This is a genomic window from Streptomyces sp. NPDC000983, from assembly GCF_040299205.1.
GTDB lineage: Bacteria > Actinomycetota > Actinomycetes > Streptomycetales > Streptomycetaceae > Streptomyces.
This window is the reverse complement of record NZ_JBEPBM010000005.1, coordinates 112,528-132,041: the sequence shown is the minus strand read 5'-3', so window position 1 is coordinate 132,041 and position 19,514 is coordinate 112,528. Positions and strand designations below refer to the sequence as shown.

The window sequence follows — 19,514 nt, the reverse complement described above, 5'->3', positions numbered from 1 at the left end:
CCGCAGCGACAGGCTTTCTCATTTCCGGTTTCTTTCGTTTCCTCTTGGTTCCGCTTCTTTCCTTCGGTCGGGCGAGTGTGGAACTCGGAAGCCGTAACGGCGGTGGCGTGATGCCATTTCATATGACTGAGTGTCAGTAATGGCTCAACCTGCGCTCACGGAGAAAGGAGCAGGCATGGCCCCACAGCAGCGACCGGCCCGGACCCGTCGGTGGCCGGCGGGTGTCGCGGTGATCGTCGCCGCCTCCGCCGCCCTGGCGTCCGGTCCGGGTGTCGCCGCGGGTGCGGGAGTGGCGGACGTCGCCGCCGCCCCGCCCGCTCCGGCACCCGCCCCCACGACCTCGGCAGCGGCGGCGGCGCCCGCCGCACCGAAGAAGGACACCCCCGCCTTCGGCGCCTACCTCAACTACGACGCCCGGGGCGTGGCCCGGATCGCCGAACTCGGCGACTGGCTGGGCGGCGCCGACCTGCGCGTCGGCCACACCTATCTGCCCGGCGACCGCTGGAGCAACATCGAGGGCGCCCCCGACTTCCTCCAGGACTGGGCGAACTGGCGCCTGGAGCGCGACGACCGGATCTTCGTCCTCAACGTCCCCATGCTGGAGCGCAACGAGGAGGGCCTCTCCGACGCCCAGGTCCGCACCCTGCTCAGACAGGGCGCGGGCGGCGCCTTCGACCACCACTTCCGGGCCCTGGCGAAGCGGCTGGTCGCGCTGAAGATCCCGGACACGGTGATCGTGCCGGGCTGGGAGATGAACGGCATCACCTACACGCACCGCTGCGGACCCGACCCGGAGTCCTGGAAGACGTACTGGAAGCGGATGGTCGCCGCCATGCGGTCGGTGCCGGGGCAGCGGTTCCGGTTCGACTTCACCCCGAGCCGGGGCCGGGACGCGATCCCGTGGACCCAGTGCTACCCGGGCGACGACACCGTCGACATCATCGGCATGGACTCCTACGACCAGCCGCGCGGGATGTCCTTCGACGAACAGGTCAGGGAACCCTACGGGCTCCAGGCGCACGTGGACTTCGCCAAGGCGCACGGCAAGCCGATCTCCTACCCGGAGTGGGGGCTGTTCCGCAACGGCGACAACCCCGAGTACATGCGCCGGATGCTCGCCTGGATGGACGAGCACAAGCCGGTGTACAACACGGTGACGGACTACTGCCCGCACGGCGTGTGGCAGTGCGAGGACAACCCCGAGGCGTCCGAGGTCTACCGCCAGGTGCTGTCCGGCCGCACCGAGGAGCCCACGCCCACACCCGAGCCGACCGGGCCCACCACCCCGCCGGTCACCCCGCCCGACTGCTCGCCGCTGGATCTGGGCGACTGGGTGGAGTACTGGCTCGGCGGAAAGCTGTGCCTGCGCTTCGACTGGTACTCGCGCAACCGGTGAAGCCCCGGTGGCGGCGGGCCGGTCAGGGCCCGCCGCCACCCTCGCGCTCCTGCCACCGGCGCACCAGCCGCTTGCCCTGCCGCCGGGCGGCGACCGTGCACAGTGCCGCCGCCAGCAGCGGCGCGGTCCGCCGCCGGGCCAGCAGCAGCCGCCGGTTGACGACCGGCTCGGGCCGCCAGTGCTGCTTGTACGGCTCGTTCCCGCGCAGCAGGCTCAAGGTGCCCCGCGCGTGCTCGGCGCACGCGTCCAGCAGCATCACCGCCACATCCGCCTTGCGTTCGCGCAGACACGGATGGGCGCCGTACAGATAGCCGCCCGCGAGGCGGCTCGACAGCAGGGTCAGATCGACCGCCACCACGTCGTCGTCGAGGCGGAACTCGGTGACCACGGCGTCCCCGGACGCCACCATCGGCCCGACCGAGCGCACCAGATGGTCGCAGAACCGGGGGCGCAGGTGCTCCGCCGTCACCGCGCGCCCCTGCCACTGCAGCCGGTGCAGCTCCAGCAGCCGGCGCAGCGCCTTGTCGACCTCGCCCGGTGCCACCACATGCCGCTCGATGCCGAGCGCGGTCAGCTTGCGCAGCTTGGCGCGGACCCGCTGCTGCGCCTTGGCCGACGGCAGCCGGGCGATCAGCTCCGGCACCGGGGCGGCGGGCAGTTCCAGGCACAGCGAGTCCGGCACCGCGCGCCGTGGACCCCGCCAGCGGTCGTAGACCTGTTCGGCCGCGCCGCCGGGGCGGACCTCGCGCAGGTCGATCAGGGCGCTGCCGGCCGCCGCCGCGAGGCCCTCGGTGAGCGCGGCCGCCGCCGGTTCGCCGCGCTCGCCGTCCAGCAGGACGTCCCCGTAGTCGGAGATCGCCCCGCCGAGCGGCACCAGTGTCGGCAGCGGACCGCCCACCCGCATCAGGGGCGCGGCGGCGACGAGTTCGCCCCGGTCGCGGACGAGGACCAGCCGGAGCCGGCCGGGGCCGCCGTACGACAGCCACCACGAGTGCAGCCAGGGGTGGCTCTGGAAGGGCGTCGCGGTGACGCAACTGCCGTACAGGCGGGCCCAGTCGGAGGACAGCGAGGCGAAGGCGTCCTCGTCGGTGACGAGTTCCGTCGTGTAGGTCACAGCTGTCCGTGGACGTCGGCGGCGAGGGCCGGGGCGGGCACGGCGGGGCGCCCGGGGCCGTCGGCGCCGCGCCGGGGCCGGACCAGCAGCGCCAGACCGCCCAGCAGCCCGCCCGCGCTCGCGCCGACCAGGCCGGTCACCGCCGGGGAGGCGTCGGACGGCTCGGTGGGCTCGGTGGCGCGGGCGAACTGCTGGAGCTCCACATGGGTGGCCGACTCGGTGTCGGCCGCGTGCCGGGTCAGGGCGCGGGAGACGGCGTTGGCCATGTCGGCGGCGAGGTCGGCGCGCGAGGAGGTGGCGGTGACGGCGACCACCGGCGCGTCCGGGGAGGTCGCCGTCCGCACGCTCTCCTGCAGGGTGGACACCGGCACGCCCGCCCACACCTGCGCGTCCCCGAGCACCGCGAGCTGGGTGGCGACCCGGCCGTACGCCTGGGCGAAGCCGAGCGCGGAGGCCGGGTCGGACCGCTCGGTGGGGACGGCGACGACATAGCTGGTGGCCGTGTAGGACGGCGGCTGGAGCAGCCCGTACGCGCCGCCGAGCAGGCCGCCGGCGACGGCGCCGGCCGCAATCAGCGACCAGGGCGGCAGTGACGTGGCGCGGTTCAGGGGGGTGGCCGGACGGTGCCGTCCGGTGGAGTGCTCGGTCATGTGGAACGGACCCTCTCGGGTGACGGGGACGAGGCGGACGACGAGGCGACGCGGTGGTAGACGTCGAGCAGGCGGGCGGCGCTGCGGGTGATGGCGTAGTGCGAGGCGGCCTCGGGCGCGGTGCGCGGGCGGGGGCCCTCGGCGCGGACCGCGGTGAGGGCGCGGGCGAACTCCTCCGCGCCGCCCCGGACCCGGCGTGCGGTGGGCGCGTCCTTCGCCGGGAGGTCCTCGATCGCGGGGCAGGAGGCGTACAGCACGGGAAGTCCGCAGGCCAGCGCCTCCAGCGCGGCCAGGCCGAACGCCTCCTCCGGGGAGGGGGAGGCGAAGACGTCCATCGCGGCGAGGAGCGAGGGCAGGTCGGGGCCGGGGCCGCCGTCGGGGAGGTAGGGGCGTTCGCCGGTGAACAGGACCCGGTCGCCGACGCCCGCCTCGTGCGCGGTGCGGCGCAGCGCCCGCTCCTCGGGGCCGCCGCCGACCAGCAGCAGCCAGTGGTCCTCGGGGAGCAGGGCGAGGGCGCGCACGAGGGTGCCGAAGTGCTTGCCCTCGGCCAGCCGGCCCACCCCGCCGACGACCTGGGCGTCCTCGGGCAGGCCCAGCCGGCGCCGGGTGCGCAGCCGCAGCACCGGGTCGAAGCGGAAGCGGTCCAGGTCGATGCCGTTGGGCACGACCTCGATGCGCGGCGCGGGCACGCCCCAGCGCTTGAGCCGGTCGGCGACGGTCGGCGACACGGCGACGGTCATCCGGCCGAGCCGCTCGCCCGCCAGATACAGGGACCGCACCCCCGGGCCGAGCCGGCGGCCCTCCATCTGCGAGTCGCCGAGGGAGTGCTCGGTGGCGACGACCGCGCCCACCCCCGCCATCCGCGCCGCGAGCCGGCCGTACAGACAGGCGCGGTACAGGTGGGTGTGGACCAGGTCGTAGCCGCCGCGGCGGATCAGCCGGGCCAGTCGGGGCAGGGCGGCCAGGTCGCGGTTGCCGGCCATGCCGAGGTGGACGACCCGCACCCCGTCGGCGACCAGACCGTCGGCGACGGCGCCGGGGTTGGTGAGCGTGACGACGTCGCACTCGACGGGCAGATGCCGCAGCAGCAGCCGCAGTTGCTGCTCGGCGCCGCCGACGCCGAGACCGGTGATGACGTGCAGGGCCTTCATCGCGGACCTCCCACGGGCCGTCGGCGCAGCCGGTGCAGCCGCTGCTTGAGATAGAGGCGTACGGCGCCGTCGTTCTGCCCGACGTGGACGCGGGGGAGCGCGTGCGGGCCGGTGAGCGGGCCGGGGTCGATGGCGCAGGCGTAGCCGTAGCCGGCCGCGCGGACCGCCTCGACGGCGCGGGCGTCGACCGTGCCGTAGGGGTAGCAGAAGCCGTCGACCTCGGCGCCGGTCAGCTCCGAGAGCACCGCTCTGCTGTCCGCGGTCTCGGTGCGCAGGGTCTCGTCGTCGGCCTGCGTCAGGTCGACGTGGGTCAGCCCGTGCGAGCCGATCTCCACTCCGGCGGCGGCCGCCCGCCGGATGCCGTCGGCGGTCAGCAGCGGCTTGCGCGGGCCGAGCGGGTCCCAGGCGTTGTCGCCGCCGAGCCGGCCGGGCAGCACGAAGAGGGTGGCGCCGCAGCCGTGCCGGTCCAGCACCGGCAGGGCCCGGTTGAGGAAGTCGGCGTACCCGTCGTCGAAGGTCAGCCCGACCAGGCCGGCCCCCTCGCCCCGGGAGCGGGCGGCGAGCAGGTCGGCCATGGACACGCCCCGCAGGCCGCGGCGGCGCAGCAGTCCGAGCTGTTCGTCGAGGCGCTCGGGGGTGACCGTGATCCGGTACGGGTCGTCCGAGCAGTCGCCCACGGAGTGGTACATCGCCACCCAGGGGACGGGCCCCGGGCGGCGCGGCCGGCGCGGGACGGGGTCAGCGGAGCCGACGGGACGGGCGGGAACGGACATGGCGGAGCCTTTGTGTGACGGTGCGAAGGGTGTCGAAGGCGGGTTTGAGGCCCTGGGCGTTGACGGCCCGGCCGAGCAGCAGGAACAGACAGGTCACGGTCGCCGCGCCGGCCGCGAGCGCGGCCGGGGGGCTGTCGAAGCGGGCGGCGGCCAGCGCGCCGGCCGGGGTCGCGAGGGCGGCCGCGCCCACCGGCCCGGCCAGCTCCCGCAGCACCCGCCGGGTGCGGACGGGGACGGAGCGCCGGCGCATGCCCGCGAGGAGCAGCACGGCGGTGACGGTGATGCCGGCGGCGTTGGCGGCCGCGATCCCGCCCACGCCCCAGGGGCGCAGCGCCCAGACGCCCACCGCGGAGGTCACCGCGATGCCGACGGCCATCATGGCGAGCGGGTACCAGGTGGGGCGGCCGGCGGAGAAGTAGGAGCGGATCAGCACGCCGACCAGGGTCTGACCGAGCAGCCCGAGGGCGTACACGCGCATCACCGCGGCCGTGGCGGCCGTGTCCCGCGCGGTGAACGCGCCCTGCTGGAAGAGGAGTTCGACCATCTGCGGGGCGCAGGCGACGACCGTGGCGGTGCCGAGCAGCACCACGCAGGCGGCCATCGCCAGGTCCCGTTCCACCCGGGCGCGGGCCAGTTCGGTGTTGCCCTCGGCCATCGCGCGGGCCACCACCGGGAAGGTGACGGTGCACAGCATGATCGACAGCGTCATCGGGATCTGGGCGACCTTCTGCGCGTAGTTGAGGTGCGAGATGGACCCGGCGGGCAGTCCGGAGGCGAGGAACCGTTCGATGAGGACCTGCGACTGACGGCACAGCGCGAACAGCAGCACCGAGGCGACCAGCGCGGCCCCCACGGCCTGCCCGTCGGCCGGTCCCGACTCCTCGGTGGTGACCGCCCTGCGGCGCAACTGCCGAATCACCGAAGGCAGTTGGACGGCCACCATGAGCACGCCGCCGACCGCGACACCCACCGCCGCCGACCGCACCCCCCACCGGCCGCCCAGGACGAACATCGCCGTGATGATGCCGGTGTTGTACGCCACGTAGATCGTGGCCGGCACCAGGAAGCGCCGGTGCGCGCGCAGCGCGGCCCCGCAGAACCCGGCGAGCCCGAAGCTCAGCACACAGGTCGCCGTCAGCCGGGTGCAGTCGACGGCGAGCGCGGGGTCGGGCAGCCCGGGCGCGAGCAGCTTCACCAGGTGGGGCGCCGTCCACACGGTCAGCGCGGCGGCGGCGACCAGGGCGAGCGCCAGCCTCGGCAGGGTGGTGGCGACCAGCGCGCGCACCGGGTCGCCGGGGGCCCCCTGGGCGCGGCGGGCCAGGGCCAGGCTGAACGCGGGGACCAGCGCGAAGGCGAGGCCGTCCTCGATCAGCAGGGTCGAGGCGAACTCCGGCACCGTCCAGGCGACGAGGAAGGCGTCCGTCTCGGTGCCGGCGCCGAACAGCCGGGCCAGCGCCTGGTCGCGGGCCAGCCCCAGCACGGCGCCGGCGATCGACAGCACCACGGTGACGATCGTGGCGCGGGCCAGGAACTTCTTGGAGACCACGGGCAGTTCGTTGCGGTCCCGGGCCGGTCCGGGACCACCGTCACGGGCCGACGGCAGGCTCGCCCGGCTCTCGGCGCCGGTGCGCGGAGGTGTCACGGTCATCGGGCCGCCACCTCCCCGGCGCCGGGGGCCAGCGCCCACCACGCCGCGAGGCCCAGACAGACGGCCGTCAGCACGGTGGAGGGCCCGCCGATGTCGGCGTACACGAAGTCGGTGAGCTGCCACACCAGCAGGCCGCACGCGACCAGACCGCAGTCCGAGCCGGCGCCCGACCCGCGCACCCGGACCAGCCTGCGCAGCGCGCACACCAGCAGCACCAGCCAGCCGCCCGCCAGCGCGACCAGCCCGATCAGGCCCTGCTCGGCGAGGATCAGCAGATACATGTTGTGCGGGGACAGCAGCGGCTGCCGCTGGAAGCCGGCGCCCGCGCCGTCGGTGTCGCTGCCCGCGGACAGCGCCAGCGAGGCGTGCGCGTCCCGGTGCTCGGGGAAACCCTTCAACCCCACTCCGGCCAGCGGTTCTTCACGCCACATGCCGGTCGCGGCGGCCCACATCGTGTACCGGTCGGTGACGGACTGGTCGGGCGCGTCGGCGACCTGACCGATGCTGCTGATCCGCTCCTGGAGCATCGCCGTGCCGACGCCGAGACCGCCGACCAGGATCACCCCCGTCGCGGCCACCACCGCGCCCACCGCCAGCGCCCGCCGCAGCCCGGCCAGCACCAGTTGCACCACGCAGGTCACGGCGGTGGCGATCCACGCGCCCCGGCTGAAGGACAGCGCGAGCGGCAGCAGCAGCGCCACGGCGCACACGGCCGCGACGGCGCGGTGCCGTACCGGGGTGCGGCCGAGCGCCAGACCCGTCGCGCACACCAGGCCGAAGGCGACGACGGTGGACATCCCCATCACGTCCTGTGCCCCGAACGTGCCGACGGCCCGGATCGGCTCGCCCTGGTAGGAGGCGCCGGTGCCGGTCACGTACTGGTGCACGCCGACGGCACCCTGCCACCCGGCGAGGGCGACGAACGACCAGGCCAGCAGCCGGAAGTCGGCCCGGTCCCGGATCAGCAGCAGTACGGCCGCCGGGACCAGCACGAACACCTGGAGATAGCGGCCCATGCCGCTGAGCCCGGCGCCCGGCGACACGGCGCCCACCGCGGCGAGGGCCAGCCCCACCACGGGCATGCCGAGCACCACGGCCGCGGCCGCGGACAGGGGCCGGCGCCGGTCCCGGACCAGACGCGCCGCGCAGTACAGCACCACCAGCGCCGACAGCGCGTCGGCGGGCCCCGCCCCGCCCTCCCCGCCCGGGGCGATCGGCAGCGCGAGCAGCGCCACGACGGCCACCACCGGCAGCACCGGGGAGAGGGAGCGGACCCGGGGCGGGGCGAGGGCGAGGCCGGCCACGCCCGTCAGCTCCCCGTCGGGCGCACGAGCGCCGCCGCCGTGCGCAGCAGGATGCAGACGTCCTGCCACAGCGACCAGTTGTCGATGTACGCGTTGTCGAACCGCGCCCGGTCCTCGATGGAGGTGTCGCCGCGCAGCCCGTGCACCTGGGCCAGGCCGGTCAGACCCGCCCGCATCCGGTGGCGGGCCGCGTAGCCGGGGTAGGTCTGGCTGAACTTGGCCACGAAGTAGGGGCGTTCGGGCCGCGGCCCGACCAGGCTCATGTCGCCCCGCAGCACGTTCCACAGCTGGAGCAGCTCGTCCAGCGAACTGCGGCGCAGGAAGCTGCAGAACCACGACATGCGCACCTCGCCGGCCACGCTCCAGCGGGTCGCCGACTCGTGCTCGTCGACCGGGCGGTGGGTGCGGAACTTCAGCAGCGTGAAGGGGCGCCCGTCCTTGCCGACGCGTTCCTGGCGGAAGACGACGCCGGGCCCGTCCGTCAGCCGCAGGACCAGGGCGCACACCATCAGCAGCGGGCCGACCAGCGCCAGCAGCAGCCCGGAGACGGTGATGTCCAGCGCCCGCTTGCCGAAGTCGGCGTGGCGCGGGGCGGTGCCCATGTGCAGGCGCCGGCAGGCGTAACCGGCGAGCTGCTCCCGGCTGGCGTACGCCGGGGAGTCCGCGTCCAGCTCCCACACCGTGCAGCCCGAGGCGGCCAGCGCCCGCAGCAGCGGCGCCCGTTCGGACCGTACCGACGGATGGACGGCGAGGACGTCCACGACGCCGTTCTGGATCAGCGCCCGCTCGACCTCCTCGCCGGTGCCGAGCACGGGCAGGGTCTCGGTGCCGTCCGGGTCGGCGGCGACCAGGCCGACCGGCCGCACCCCGCAGCGCGGGTGGCGCAGCACCCCGGCGGCCACGCGCTGCGCGGTCGCGGCGGGGCCGATGACGAGGGCGGCGTGCGGCCGGGTGAGCAGCGCGTCGGCGCGGACGGCGTGCACCAGGGCGCGGCCCGCGCAGCCGGCCAGGCACTGGATGAGCAGCCCGAAGCCGAGCGTGCCCCACGACAGGGACAGCCCCGGGGCGTACGCGGCGACGACGGCGGCGAGCGCCAGCCAGGCCACCGTGATCCGGGCGCAGACCACGGGCAGTTCGTCCAGCAGACCGGTGCCCGGACGGGGCGCCCGCGGGCGGGCCAGCAGCGTCGCCGCCACCAGCAGGGCGACCGGCAGGAGGCTGCGCTGGGGGCCGGTGAGGGCCAGTGCGCCCAGCAGCGCGGCGACGGTGTCGGCGGCCAGCAGCGGCAGGGGCGAGGCCGGGCGGGGCCGGGGCCGGCGGACCGGGAAACGGAACCCGGAGGCCGAGCCGCGCGGCGGCATGACGGAGACGGGCGAGAGACGGGGGCCCCGTGGCCGCCCGGCGGGCGGTTGGAGGGTGCTGTCGGCGGTCACGAGTGGATGGACTCCCTGGACTGGGTGGGCACAGGACGGCCGATCAGGTCGCGGTAGACCTCCGCGACCGACTCCGCCGTGTGCCGCACGTCGTGCGTGGTCAGGACGTGCCGGCGGCCCTGGTGTCCGAGGGACTCGCGCAGCAGGGGGTCGCGCAGCAGCTCGGCGACGGCGGTGGCGAGCCGTGCCGGGTCGCGCGGGGGCACCAGGCAGTGCGGCGCGAGCGAGGGCGGCATGCTCTCCCGGGCGCCGTCCACCTCGGTCACCACCACCGGCCGGCCGGACGCCATCGCCTCCAGCGGGGCGAGCGCCATGCCCTCCCAGCGCGAGGGCAGTACGACCAGATCGGCGGCCCGGTACCAGGGCGCGGCGTCGGCGACGGCGCCCGCGAACACCACCGACCTCGGCGCCCGGGCCCGCAGCGGGCCGGCGTCCGGCCCGTCGCCGACCAGCACCAGCCGGGCCCCGGGCACCCGCTGCGTCACCGAGGCCCAGGCGCGCAGCAGCACGTCCTGCCCCTTCTGGCGGCACAGCCGGCCCACGCAGACCACCAGCGGTGCCTCCGGCGGGAGGTCCGGCAGCAGCGCGGCGCGGCCGGTGTGGTCGGTGCCGTCGGTGTCGCCGGTGCCGTCAGGGACCTCGGGGCCGAAGCGCTCGGGGTCGATGCCGTTGGGGATCACCGTGTACCGGGCGCGGATCCCGGCCCGTACCCCGGTGACCCGCTCCGCCTCGCTCACGCACACCACGCGCGAGGCCCAACGGGCGCCCCTTCGCTCCCAGTTGAGCGCCAGCGAAGCGGTGGCCCCGCCGACCGCCTCGAACGACCAGGCGTGCGGCTGGAAGACGGTGGGGATCCGCCCGCGCAGTGCGAGCCGCCCCGCCAGACCGGCCTTCGCGCTGTGCGCGTGCACCAGATCGGGCCGTACGTCCTCGATCACCCGGGTGAGGAGGCGTACCTCCCGAACGAGTGTCGGACCCGGCGCGCGGGTCGCGGACCAGGCGTGTACGTCGGCCCCGAGCGCCCCCAGGGTTTGGGTCAGGGGGCTTTCGGGGCAGGCGACCGAGACGTGCAGACCGGCCGCGAGCTGGGCGCGGACCAGGTCCGTGACGACGCGGGCGACCCCGCCGTCCACGGGCTGCGTCAGGTGCAGCACCCGGGGCGGTCGGTCGGTTGCTGGCAGGTGCATTGCGCGGCTTCCTCGCTCATGGTGTCGCTGGGGACGGGCGGGATCGCGCCTCAGCTCAGGGCGCCGACGGCGACGAGGAGCGCGCCGGCCCACACCGCGCCCCGCTGGGAAACGAGCCGAACGGGCGGCGGGTCACCGCCGTTCGGCCGCGCCTTGTCCGGTTCGAACGAGGTCCGCAACTCTAGTCGCCGACCGGACTAATCATGAGAAAGCGGTCATGTGTGTCGGAATGGTGAATCAGACTCCGGGCGACGTCACCCCTTTGGCGGCACAACCCCGGGGCGTGCCACGCGTTGACACAGCGCCGGGCATCCCCGCCCGGATGTTTGTGTCAACCCCAAGGAGCTCTTCTCCATGTCGCGTATCGCGAAGGGCCTGGTCCTCACGTCCGCCGCTGCCGCAGCCGTCGCGGGTGGCGCCGGTATCGCCTCCGCCGACGCCGGCGCGAACGGCGGCGCCGCCCACTCCCCGGGCGTGCTGTCGGGCAACGTCCTCCAGGTTCCGGTCCACGTCCCGGTCAACGTCTGTGGCAACACGGTCAACGTGATCGGTCTGCTGAACCCCGCGTTCGGCAACACCTGCGTCAACGACTGACGTCGCCGCGAAACCCCTTCACCGGCCGCCCTTCCGTGGATCCGCCACGGCGGGGCGGCTGGTTCGCGTTACCCCGAACGGGGGATGCCGTCGCCGATCCGGCCGGGACCCCCTCACGGGCCCTCTCACCAGGCGGAACGCGCCCCGGGCGAGACACGGTCGATTACCCAGAGCGTTCGAACGGTTGCAGAGCGCGTTCGAGGCTTCCACGGTGGGCACAAGATCCGAAGCACCACCGAAAGGAACACCCATGCGTGCCCTGCCCGCACGGCGTATAGCTGTCTCCGCACTCTGCGCCACACTCCTGCTCGGGATCGCCGGGCCAGCCGCCACGGCTGCCGACGACCCCGCCCGTGAGCGCACCCACGCGGCGTCCGCTGCGCCCGTCCCCGGCGCGGACGCTCTGCTCGCCCAGACCGAAGCCCTGGGCGACCTCGGTGGTGTGCTGACGCCGGTCACCGACCTGCTGAACGCCGCGCTCAAGGCCGACAACGGCCAACTCCCCGCCGCGGACGCCGAGAAGCTCGGCCAGGCCGTCAAGGACGCCATCGCCGAGGCCACGGCCGCCGCCCCGGTCGCCGCACCCGCCCTGCCGGCCACGAGCCTGCCGGCCGCCAAGAGCGACGACTCCAAGGCGCGGTCCGCCCTCCCGGCCGACGTCGTCGCCGACTCCCTCGCCGGCCTGCAGAAGGCGGTCGACACCCTGCTCGCCGCCGTCACCTCCGGCGACGTGGCCCAGGTCGTCCCCGCCGCCACCGCCGTACTGACCGGCCTGGTCAACGTAGTCGCCGCCACCCTGCTCGGCGGCGGCCTGCCCGCGCCCAGCCTGCCCGGACTGCCGGCCCTGCCGAGCCTGCCCGCGGCGGCGCCCAGCCTGCCGGTCACGACGCCCTCGCTGCCGACGGGCGGTCTGCCGACGGGCGGTCTGCTGCCGGGCGCCTGAGCGGCTGCCCGGCTCCTGAGAGGTTGGCCGGCTCCTGAGCCGTTGCCAGGTGAAGCCCCGAAAGCCCGTACGAGGCTCTCGGGGCTTCACCCTGCCCGCGTCGGCCGGGCCGCCCACGGGTCCGGGATCTCATATGAGGATGCGGGCCCGGGGTTTCCGCTCCGGCACAAGGTCGTTAGGCACGGCGTCCGAACTCCCCGTGGCGACCGTGAGTTGCCGAAGAAAGGAAGACGATGAAGTCCCTGAAGGCCGCCGCTGTCGTTGCCGGTTCCCTTGTCGTCGCCGGAGCGGCCGCGCCCGCGTTCGCCGCCCACAGCCCCGCCGACCTCACCCCGACCAGCCTCACCGGCGCCGTGAACAACCTGACCAGCGGGAACCTCACGCCGTCCGCCACCGACGCCCTCCCCCTCCAGCACCAGTCGGACGCTCTCAACACCGAGAACAAGGACTCCGTGCTCAACACCGTCAAGGGCGCGACCACCGCGCTCAACGCGGGCGGCGGCCTGCTCGGCGGTCTGCCCCTGGGGGGCTGACAGCGCTCGGCGCCTTTGAGGCCGTCCGCTCCCGGCGCCTGCAAGGCCGTCCGCACCCGGCACCCGCAGGGCCGACCGCACTGCGTTCCCCTGCCACGAGGGCCGATTCCGTACCCGCGGAATCGGCCCTCGGCGCATACCCGTCCGGCCCTGTTCGAGGCCCGGGTAACTCGTTCGTGTGGACAGGGCCCGGGGGGTCGCCCGGTCGGGTGAGAAGGCCCGAGGGGGGTTCCGGGGCGTCGATAAGGTCGCGCGGTGACCTCAACCTCAAGCGAAAACCGCCCCTTCAGCGCGGCCGAACTGGGCACGCTCGTCGTGATGGCCTGGAGCGGCGAGGCCCCCGGCGGCGACATGCCCTACCTGCTCGCCTACACCCTCGGTGACGGCACCGAGGGCCCCGAGGGTTCGACCCGGGCCGTCGAGGCGCTCCTGGAGCGCAACGACCTACCGGTCGGCGGTGATCTCGTCGACGGCAACGCCCGGCCCAGCCTGCCCGTCAGCCTGCTCGTCGAGTCAGGCCAGGCCGTCGTCAACATGCCCGGCTTCAACGCCCAGTGCACCCCGCCGCCGGAGTGGATCGAGGCCGTCGGCGAACGCGGCTTCGCCTACTTCGTGTTCACCACCCGCCCCTGGCCCGAGGCGGAGCCCGGCAAGCCCGTCGACCCGCAGGCGCTGGCCGATTTCGCGGGCGCCGACGAGACCCTGAACGCCGCCGCGCACGTCGTCCTGCCGGCCCGCAGCCTGCGCGGCTGATGACCGGGACCGCGGGACGGCCCCCGCGGACCGTGGGCGCGGGGTGGGGCTTCGCCCTGCTGCTGGTGCTCACCGGCGCCGCCGGGCTGCTGGCCTCCTGGGTCATCACCATCGACAAGTTCAAACTGCTGGAGGACCCGGACTTCACCCCGGGCTGCAGCCTGAACCCGGTGGTGTCCTGCGGCAGCGTGATGGAGAGCGACCAGGCCGAGGCCTTCGGCTTCCCCAACCCGATGCTGGGCCTGGTCGCCTACGGGATCGTCGTCTGCGTCGGCGTCAGCCTGTGGGCCGGCGCCCGCTTCCCCCGCTGGTACTGGCTCGCCTTCGCGGCCGGCTGCCTGTTCGGCGTCGGGTTCGTCTCCTGGCTGCAGTTCGAGTCGCTGTACCGGATCAACGCCCTGTGCCTGTGGTGCTGCCTGGCCTGGATCGCCACCGTCGTCCTGTTCTGGTACGTCACCTCGCACCTCGTCCGCACCGGACTCCTGCCCGCGCCCCCTTGGCTGGCCACGTTCCTCGGCGAGTTCACCTGGGTGCTCCCGGTGCTGCACCTCGGCGTCGTCGGAATGCTGATCCTGACCCGCTGGTGGGACTTCTGGACGAGCTGACGGGGACGACGGTCGTACTACTGCGGCGAACGGGCGAATTGTGCGCTGCCGCCGATCCCGGACTCGTTGTGCGGTACGACGTCGCTCCACCGAAACCCTGGAAGGGACCGTAGCTGAGATGAAGTCGACCACCCGAGGAACCCTTGCCGCCGTCGTCGCGGGCTTCGCGGCCGCGGTGGCCTCCGCCGCCCCGGCCGCCGCGGTCGGCACGGTCCCGGTCCCGGTACCGCTGGACGGCGTCGAGAAGTCCCTCAACATCGAACTGCCCACGGTCGGGGCCGAGTTGCCGGTGCCGGTGCCGGGCTCCCCCGAGGGCCCGCGGTACGTCGAGGGCCGGCTCCTCCCCGAGCGGGCCGTCCCGCAGCTGCCGGTCAGCGCCGGTCTGCCCGGGGCCGGCCTGCGCGCCCCGCTGCCGCACCTGCTCGGCGACGACTTCGACCACGTCGGCCTCGACGCCCCCGCCTCCGACCTGCGCACCCAGGCGCCGGGAGCGACCCTGGACGCCCCGCTCACCCCGCCGAACCCGGACCACTTCGGCCTGCCCGAGCCCAAGCTGCCCGAGGCGGGCGTACTCACCCCGCTCCTGCAGACCGCGCCGGGGGCCGCCCTGACGATGGGGCCCGGTCTCTAGGGCCCTTCTGCCACCCACCGGGGCCCGGGGCTCGCGGGCCCTTTTCGGCTTTCCGGGGTACGGGCGGTGACCGGTCGGGCCGCCGGGAGGTTACCGCTACGACAAACCAACCGGACACCGACCGGACGAGGAGCGCGCGATGACAGGTGTCGGCGGCGTGACGACGGGAGCGGAGCGCGCGGCGCGGAACAGGGCGAGACCGGGGCGGGGCGGCGGGGGCCGCCGGGACGTGCTGCGGCGGCTCCTCGCCGCGGCCGGCGTCCTGGCCACGGCCCCGGTGATCGCCGCGTCCCGGCCGCCGTCTCCCGGGCATCCCGGGCGGGGGCGTGCCGAGCCCGCGGGCACCGCCTTCGACGAGACCTACCGCGGCCGCCGTCTGTGCGGCACGCGCATCTCGGCGGGCGGCGCCTGCGGCCCCGAGCAGTGGTACGTCACCGTCGACGGCACCCGGCTGCACCTGATGCGCCGCGCCGACGGCACCTGGCTGAACATGGTCGACCACTACTGCTCGTACGCCGCTCCGCTCGACGCGGCCCGGGCGGCGGTGGACGAACTCGGGCCGGGCGAACAGCTCCGCGACCCGCGGACCGGTACAGGGGGACACCATGGTGTACGTGCGTAAGGACGTCAGCACGCTGACCGTCGCCGAGCGGCGGCGCCTGGTGAAGGCGCTGCTGGAGCTCAAACGGCGCGGCGAGTACGACGAGTTCGTGCGGATGCACATCGAGTACTACGTCGCCGACGGCGAGGGCGGCCTGCGTACCGCCCACATGGCGCCCACCTTCCTGCCCTGGCACCGGCGGTTCCTGCTGGACCTGGAGCGGGCGCTGCGCCGGATCGACTCCTCGGTGACCCTGCCCTACTGGGACTGGACCAAGGACCGCGGGACCGGGTCCGGGCCCTGGACGGCGGACCTGCTCGGCGGGAACGGCCGGAGCCTGGACCGGCAGGTGACGACCGGGCCCTTCGCCTACGCGCAGGGCAACTGGACCCTGCGGGAACGGATGACCGACCGCAGGTTCCTCACCCGGGACCTGGGCCGGTCGCGCGATCCGATCGGACTGCCGACGAAGACCGACCTGGAGGCGGCCCTCGCGGACCCGGTCTACGACGTCTCGCCGTGGAACTCCACCTCCGCCAAGGGGTTCCGCAACAGGCTGGAGGGGTGGGCCCCCGGACGCGGCCCGGTGGCCTGGCGCACCCACAACCGCGTGCACCGCTGGGTCGGCGGCGACATGGTCGGCGGCGCCTCGGTCAACGACCCGGTGTTCTGGCTGCACCACGCCTTCATCGACCTGTGCTGGACCCGCTGGCAGCGACGGCACCGGGTGCACCGCTATCTGCCCGCCAAGCAGCCCGCCGTCGGCGACGAACAGCGCGGGCGGATCGTCGCCCGGCACGAGAAGCTGCCGCCCTGGGACGTGACCCCGGACCAGCTGGAGGACGTCAGCGCGATCTACCGGTACGCGTGAGTCGCGCGTGCGGCACGGGGAGAGCCCCGGCGCTCGAGGTGCCGGGGCTCTCTTCCGTACGGGGAAGTACGGGCGATGCGGGTGGTACGGCTGGTGCCGGGACCGACGAGGTGTCAGCCGCCGTAGCCGTAGCCGCCGTCGTCGTCGTGGGACCGCTCGTCGTCGGCGGCGTTGACGCAGGTGTTGCCGAAGGCCGGGTTCAGCAGGCCGATCACGTCGACGGTGTTCCCGCACAGGTTGACCGGCACGTTGACCGGGACCTGGATGAGGTTGCCCGACCCGACGCCGGGCGAGTGCTCGGCCGTGCCGTTGGCGCCCGCGTCCGCCAGGGCCAGTCCGGCCCCGCCGACCACCATGGCACCGGTGCCCATGGCGACAGCGGCTGCCTTCGCGATGCGCGACATCACGTTTCTCCTTTGGTTCGGTGAGCGCGGCGCCAGGGTGCGCCGCCGCACTTCCCGTTCAACGCGGAGGGCCCCGCCGGGTCACGGCGATCGCGCCGGGATCCCCGGGCGTTAACCCGTGCGGGGGTGTGGGCGGGGGCGCCGGTGGTGGTGTCGGTCCTTGTGCGAGGTGCGAGGTGCGAGGTGCGAGGTGCGAGGTGCGAGGTGCGCGGGTCGGGGAGCCGGCCGTACCGCACGCGGTGACGCCGTGCTCCCGGGCCGCGGCGTGTGCGTCTCGAACTTGGCCTTCACGCTTCGCGTGTGACGGCCCCGCGCGCGTCGCCGTCCCGCAGGAACAGGGCGCTGGTGAGGACGCCGAGGAGGGCGAGGGCGGCGTTCACCGCGATCGCGACCTTCAGTCCGGCGAGCAGGGCCGCGGCGCCGGTGCCCGTCATGGCGACGGTGGCGACGGCGCTCATGACCGGGGTGCCCATGGTGATGCCGATCTGCTGGGTCATGGTGGCGAGACCGGTGGCCAGGCCCTGTTCACGGTCGGCGAGACCCGAGGTGGCGGTGACCATGAAGCCCACGATGGCGAGCATGTTCCCCACACCGCCGGCGAAGGTCGCGGCCAACAGCAGCCACATCCAGGAGCGGCCCTCGCCCAGCCCGAGCAGGGCCGCGGTGGACACGGTCTGCAGCAGGCCGCCCGCGATCAGCGTCCGCCTGCGTCCGATCGCTCCGATGACCCGCGGGGCCAGGAAGCCGCCCACGACGGTGCCGGCACCGAGCACCCCGAAGGTCAGTCCGGCGGCGAGCGGGGAGAAGCCGAGCACCTCCTGGAGGTAGAGGGTCAGCAGGAACACCAGCGAGGTCTCGGTGAGGAACGCGATCAGACCGGCGACGTTGCCCCAGGCCACCGACCTTCTGCCGAGCACGGAGACGGGCACGAGAGGTGCGGACACCCTGCGCTCGACGGCGACGAACACCACCAGCAGCACCGCACCGGCGGCCAGCGGTACCAGGGCGTCCGGCGAGCCCCAGCCCCGCTCCCCGGCCCGGGTGAGTCCGAGGACGACGGCCAGCAGACCGAGCGTGACGCTGACGGCGCCGGGCGCGTCCAGCCGGGGGCGCTCCTCGGGCCGGGACTCCTTGAGGACGGTCGGGGCGACCAGCAGCACAGCGAGTGCGACGGGCACGTTGATGAAGAACGCCCAGCGCCACGACAACAGGTCGGTCAGCAGCCCGCCGAGCACGGCGCCGGTGGTGAACCCGGCGGACATCAAAGCCCCGTTGAGCCCGAGCGCCTTCTCGCGCAGCGGCCCCTCGGGGAACGAGGTGGTCAGCAGGGACAGACCGGCCGGGGTCACCGCGGCGGTGGCCAGGCCCTGGAAGACCCGGGCCGCGATCAGCACCTCCGGACTCTGCGCCAGGCCGCCCACCAGCGAGGCCGCGGCCAGCACGACGAGTCCGCCCAGGAACAGCCGGCGCCGGCCGAACAGGTCGGCGATCCGGCCGAACAGCAGGGTGAAGCCCGCCGCGCACAGCGCGAACGCCGTGGCGATCCACTGCAGGTGGCCGAGCGAGAAACCGAGGCCCGTGCCGATCACCGGCAGGGCCACGTTCAGGATGGAGAAGTCCACGGCCAGCATGAACTGGGCCGCGAGCAGCAGCACCAGCACCAGCCGGAGCCTCGGGGTGAGCGCGGCTGGGGCGGTGCCGGGGGCGCTCGTATCGGTGACGGACATGAGAAGCCGAATCCCTTCCTCAAGTTCCCGCTGCGCGGCGCGAGTTGCGGGGGTGCGCCCGGGTGCGGTGCGCGGTCGGGCGTGGGTGTGGGTGGGTGTGCGCGATGACGGAGGAAAGGCTGGTCGGCGCGTGGATCCGCAGCCAGATCCCTGTCGCGCACAGCCGGCGTGAGGGTAGTCGTCGCAGGACCACCCTCACCCGGCCCGACCACGGGGAGCGGCGGGCATGATGGGAGGGCAGTGACCGCGGCCCGTCGCACCACGCGCCGACCTGGAGGCATGCATGTCCGCCCAGTCCCGCCAGTCCGCCTCGTCCGAGCTGGGGGAGTTCCTCAAGTCCCGCCGCGCCGCGCTGCGTCCGGAGGAGGTCGGCATCGCGCCGCATCCGACGCGCCGCCGTGTGACCGGGCTGCGCCGGGAGGAACTGGCGATGCTCGCGGGGGTCAGCATCACCCACTACACCCGGCTCGAACAGGGCCGGGCCACGGGCGTCTCCGACAGCGTGCTGGAAGCGATCGCACGCACCCTGCGCCTCGGCGTCGACGAGACGGCCCATCTCAAGGACCTCGCCAGACCGGCTACCGCGACGTCCCGTCCCGCACCGCCCCGCACGGAGCATGCCGGGTCGTCGGCACGGCAGTTGCTGGCGGCCATGACCGAGATACCGGCCCTCGTTCTGGACCGGCGGAGCGACGTCCTCGCGTGGAACCGCCTCGGCCACGCGCTGCTCGCCGGGCACTTGGCCGCCGACAGCCCCGACACCCCGGCCACCCGCCCCAACCTGACCCGGATGCTCTTCCTGGACGAGCGGTACCAGGCCCTGTATCCGGACCGCGACGAGGAGGCCCAACTGGCGGTGGCCTCCCTCCGCCTGGTCGCCGGCCGCCACAAGGACGACCGAGCCCTGGCCGAACTCGTAGGCCAACTGGCGATGCTCTCACCGGAGTTCGCGGCGAGCTGGGCGCGACACCCGGTCCGCACCTGCACCTCCGGCCCGAAGCGCCTGCGCCATCCCCTGGTCGGCACGATGGAACTCAGCTTCGAGAACCTGCTGATCCCCGGCCCCGCAGGCCAACGCCTGATCGCGTACACGGCCGAGCCCGGCTCCCCGTCGGACGCGGCCCTGCGCCTGCTGGCGGCCTGGGGCATGGCAGAAGCGGGCAAATCGGCTCTGACTGGCCTTGCGGACGCCTAGC

20 protein-coding genes are annotated in these 19,514 nt (G+C 74.4%); 10 read left to right on the top strand and 10 right to left on the bottom strand.

The genetic code is table 11. The features are described 5' to 3' along the window. Window positions 1-175 precede the first annotated feature (175 nt). Window positions 176-1,396, top strand: a complete 1,221-nt coding sequence (locus ABT296_RS07630; RefSeq protein WP_351924318.1) for a glycoside hydrolase family 26 protein — start codon at window positions 176-178, stop codon at window positions 1,394-1,396. 22 nt (window positions 1,397-1,418) lie between these two features. Here the strand turns inward: ABT296_RS07630 and ABT296_RS07625 are convergent, their stop codons facing one another. The 8 genes from ABT296_RS07625 to ABT296_RS07590 are packed head-to-tail and all read right to left on the bottom strand — an operon-like array spanning window position 1,419 to window position 10,656. After that, window positions 1,419-2,510 carry a GNAT family N-acetyltransferase gene (locus ABT296_RS07625; protein WP_351924316.1) on the bottom strand — a complete coding sequence of 364 codons (1,092 nt, stop codon included), beginning with the start codon at window positions 2,508-2,510 and terminating at the stop codon, window positions 1,419-1,421. Then, the gene (locus ABT296_RS07620; protein WP_351924314.1) at window positions 2,507-3,160 is read right to left on the bottom strand and encodes a YveK family protein; all 654 of its coding nucleotides are present in this window, start codon (window positions 3,158-3,160) and stop codon (window positions 2,507-2,509) included. Before ABT296_RS07620 ends, ABT296_RS07625 begins: the two co-directional genes overlap by 4 nt. Beyond that, entirely contained in the window at window positions 3,157-4,311 is a 1,155-nt protein-coding gene (locus ABT296_RS07615; RefSeq protein WP_351924312.1) for a glycosyltransferase, read from the bottom strand. The genes ABT296_RS07620 and ABT296_RS07615 overlap by 4 nt, the downstream gene beginning before the upstream one ends. Next, window positions 4,308-5,084 carry a polysaccharide deacetylase family protein gene (locus ABT296_RS07610; RefSeq protein ID WP_502977201.1) on the bottom strand — a complete coding sequence of 259 codons (777 nt, stop codon included), beginning with the start codon at window positions 5,082-5,084 and terminating at the stop codon, window positions 4,308-4,310. Before ABT296_RS07610 ends, ABT296_RS07615 begins: the two co-directional genes overlap by 4 nt. After that, window positions 5,050-6,732: a murein biosynthesis integral membrane protein MurJ gene (murJ, locus tag ABT296_RS07605; RefSeq protein ID WP_351924308.1), complete on the bottom strand. Its 1,683-nt coding sequence runs from the start codon at window positions 6,730-6,732 to the stop codon at window positions 5,050-5,052. Before murJ ends, ABT296_RS07610 begins: the two co-directional genes overlap by 35 nt. Then, complete coding sequence (locus ABT296_RS07600; protein ID WP_351924306.1) at window positions 6,729-8,036, bottom strand: O-antigen ligase family protein; 1,308 nt, start codon at window positions 8,034-8,036, stop codon at window positions 6,729-6,731. Before ABT296_RS07600 ends, murJ begins: the two co-directional genes overlap by 4 nt. A gap of 5 nt (window positions 8,037-8,041) precedes the next feature. Continuing rightward, window positions 8,042-9,469, bottom strand: a complete 1,428-nt coding sequence (locus ABT296_RS07595) for an exopolysaccharide biosynthesis polyprenyl glycosylphosphotransferase (RefSeq protein ID WP_351924304.1) — start codon at window positions 9,467-9,469, stop codon at window positions 8,042-8,044. Continuing rightward, a complete protein-coding gene (locus ABT296_RS07590; protein WP_351924302.1) occupies window positions 9,466-10,656 on the bottom strand; it encodes a glycosyltransferase in 1,191 nt (396 codons plus the stop codon). Before ABT296_RS07590 ends, ABT296_RS07595 begins: the two co-directional genes overlap by 4 nt. 354 nt (window positions 10,657-11,010) lie before the next feature. Here ABT296_RS07590 and ABT296_RS07585 point away from each other — a divergent pair, with 354 nt between their 5' ends. The 8 genes from ABT296_RS07585 to ABT296_RS07550 all read left to right on the top strand — a co-directional run bounded on the left by ABT296_RS07585 (window position 11,011) and on the right by ABT296_RS07550 (window position 16,187). Continuing rightward, the gene (locus ABT296_RS07585; protein ID WP_351924300.1) at window positions 11,011-11,250 is read left to right on the top strand and encodes a chaplin; all 240 of its coding nucleotides are present in this window, start codon (window positions 11,011-11,013) and stop codon (window positions 11,248-11,250) included. 250 nt (window positions 11,251-11,500) lie between these two features. Then, on the top strand, window positions 11,501-12,193 hold the full coding sequence (locus ABT296_RS07580) for a hypothetical protein (protein ID WP_351924298.1): 693 nt from the start codon (window positions 11,501-11,503) through the stop codon (window positions 12,191-12,193). Window positions 12,194-12,426: 233 nt separating this feature from the next. Next, the gene (locus ABT296_RS07575; protein ID WP_351924296.1) at window positions 12,427-12,726 is read left to right on the top strand and encodes a hypothetical protein; all 300 of its coding nucleotides are present in this window, start codon (window positions 12,427-12,429) and stop codon (window positions 12,724-12,726) included. A gap of 255 nt (window positions 12,727-12,981) precedes the next feature. Further along, entirely contained in the window at window positions 12,982-13,479 is a 498-nt protein-coding gene (locus ABT296_RS07570; protein WP_351924294.1) for a DUF5949 family protein, read from the top strand. Next, window positions 13,479-14,084, top strand: a complete 606-nt coding sequence (locus ABT296_RS07565; protein WP_351924292.1) for a vitamin K epoxide reductase family protein — start codon at window positions 13,479-13,481, stop codon at window positions 14,082-14,084. Before ABT296_RS07570 ends, ABT296_RS07565 begins: the two co-directional genes overlap by 1 nt. A 118-nt stretch (window positions 14,085-14,202) precedes the next feature. Then, entirely contained in the window at window positions 14,203-14,715 is a 513-nt protein-coding gene (locus tag ABT296_RS07560) for a hypothetical protein (RefSeq protein WP_351924290.1), read from the top strand. Window positions 14,716-14,854: 139 nt separating this feature from the next. Continuing rightward, window positions 14,855-15,337, top strand: coding sequence for a tyrosinase family oxidase copper chaperone (locus ABT296_RS07555; protein WP_351924288.1), 483 nt, complete (start codon window positions 14,855-14,857; stop codon window positions 15,335-15,337). Then, window positions 15,321-16,187 (top strand): tyrosinase family protein, encoded by an 867-nt coding sequence (locus tag ABT296_RS07550; RefSeq protein ID WP_351924286.1) that lies wholly within the window; start codon window positions 15,321-15,323, stop codon window positions 16,185-16,187. Before ABT296_RS07555 ends, ABT296_RS07550 begins: the two co-directional genes overlap by 17 nt. A gap of 113 nt (window positions 16,188-16,300) precedes the next feature. On the opposite strand, the gene ABT296_RS07545 is transcribed toward ABT296_RS07550, so the two are convergent. Continuing rightward, entirely contained in the window at window positions 16,301-16,591 is a 291-nt protein-coding gene (locus ABT296_RS07545) for a chaplin (protein WP_351924284.1), read from the bottom strand. Window positions 16,592-16,878: 287 nt separating this feature from the next. Continuing rightward, window positions 16,879-18,318 (bottom strand): MFS transporter, encoded by a 1,440-nt coding sequence (locus ABT296_RS07540; protein WP_351924282.1) that lies wholly within the window; start codon window positions 18,316-18,318, stop codon window positions 16,879-16,881. 283 nt (window positions 18,319-18,601) lie between these two features. Here ABT296_RS07540 and ABT296_RS07535 point away from each other — a divergent pair, with 283 nt between their 5' ends. After that, on the top strand, window positions 18,602-19,513 hold the full coding sequence (locus tag ABT296_RS07535; RefSeq protein ID WP_351924280.1) for a helix-turn-helix transcriptional regulator: 912 nt from the start codon (window positions 18,602-18,604) through the stop codon (window positions 19,511-19,513). Window position 19,514: the final 1 nt, after the last annotated feature.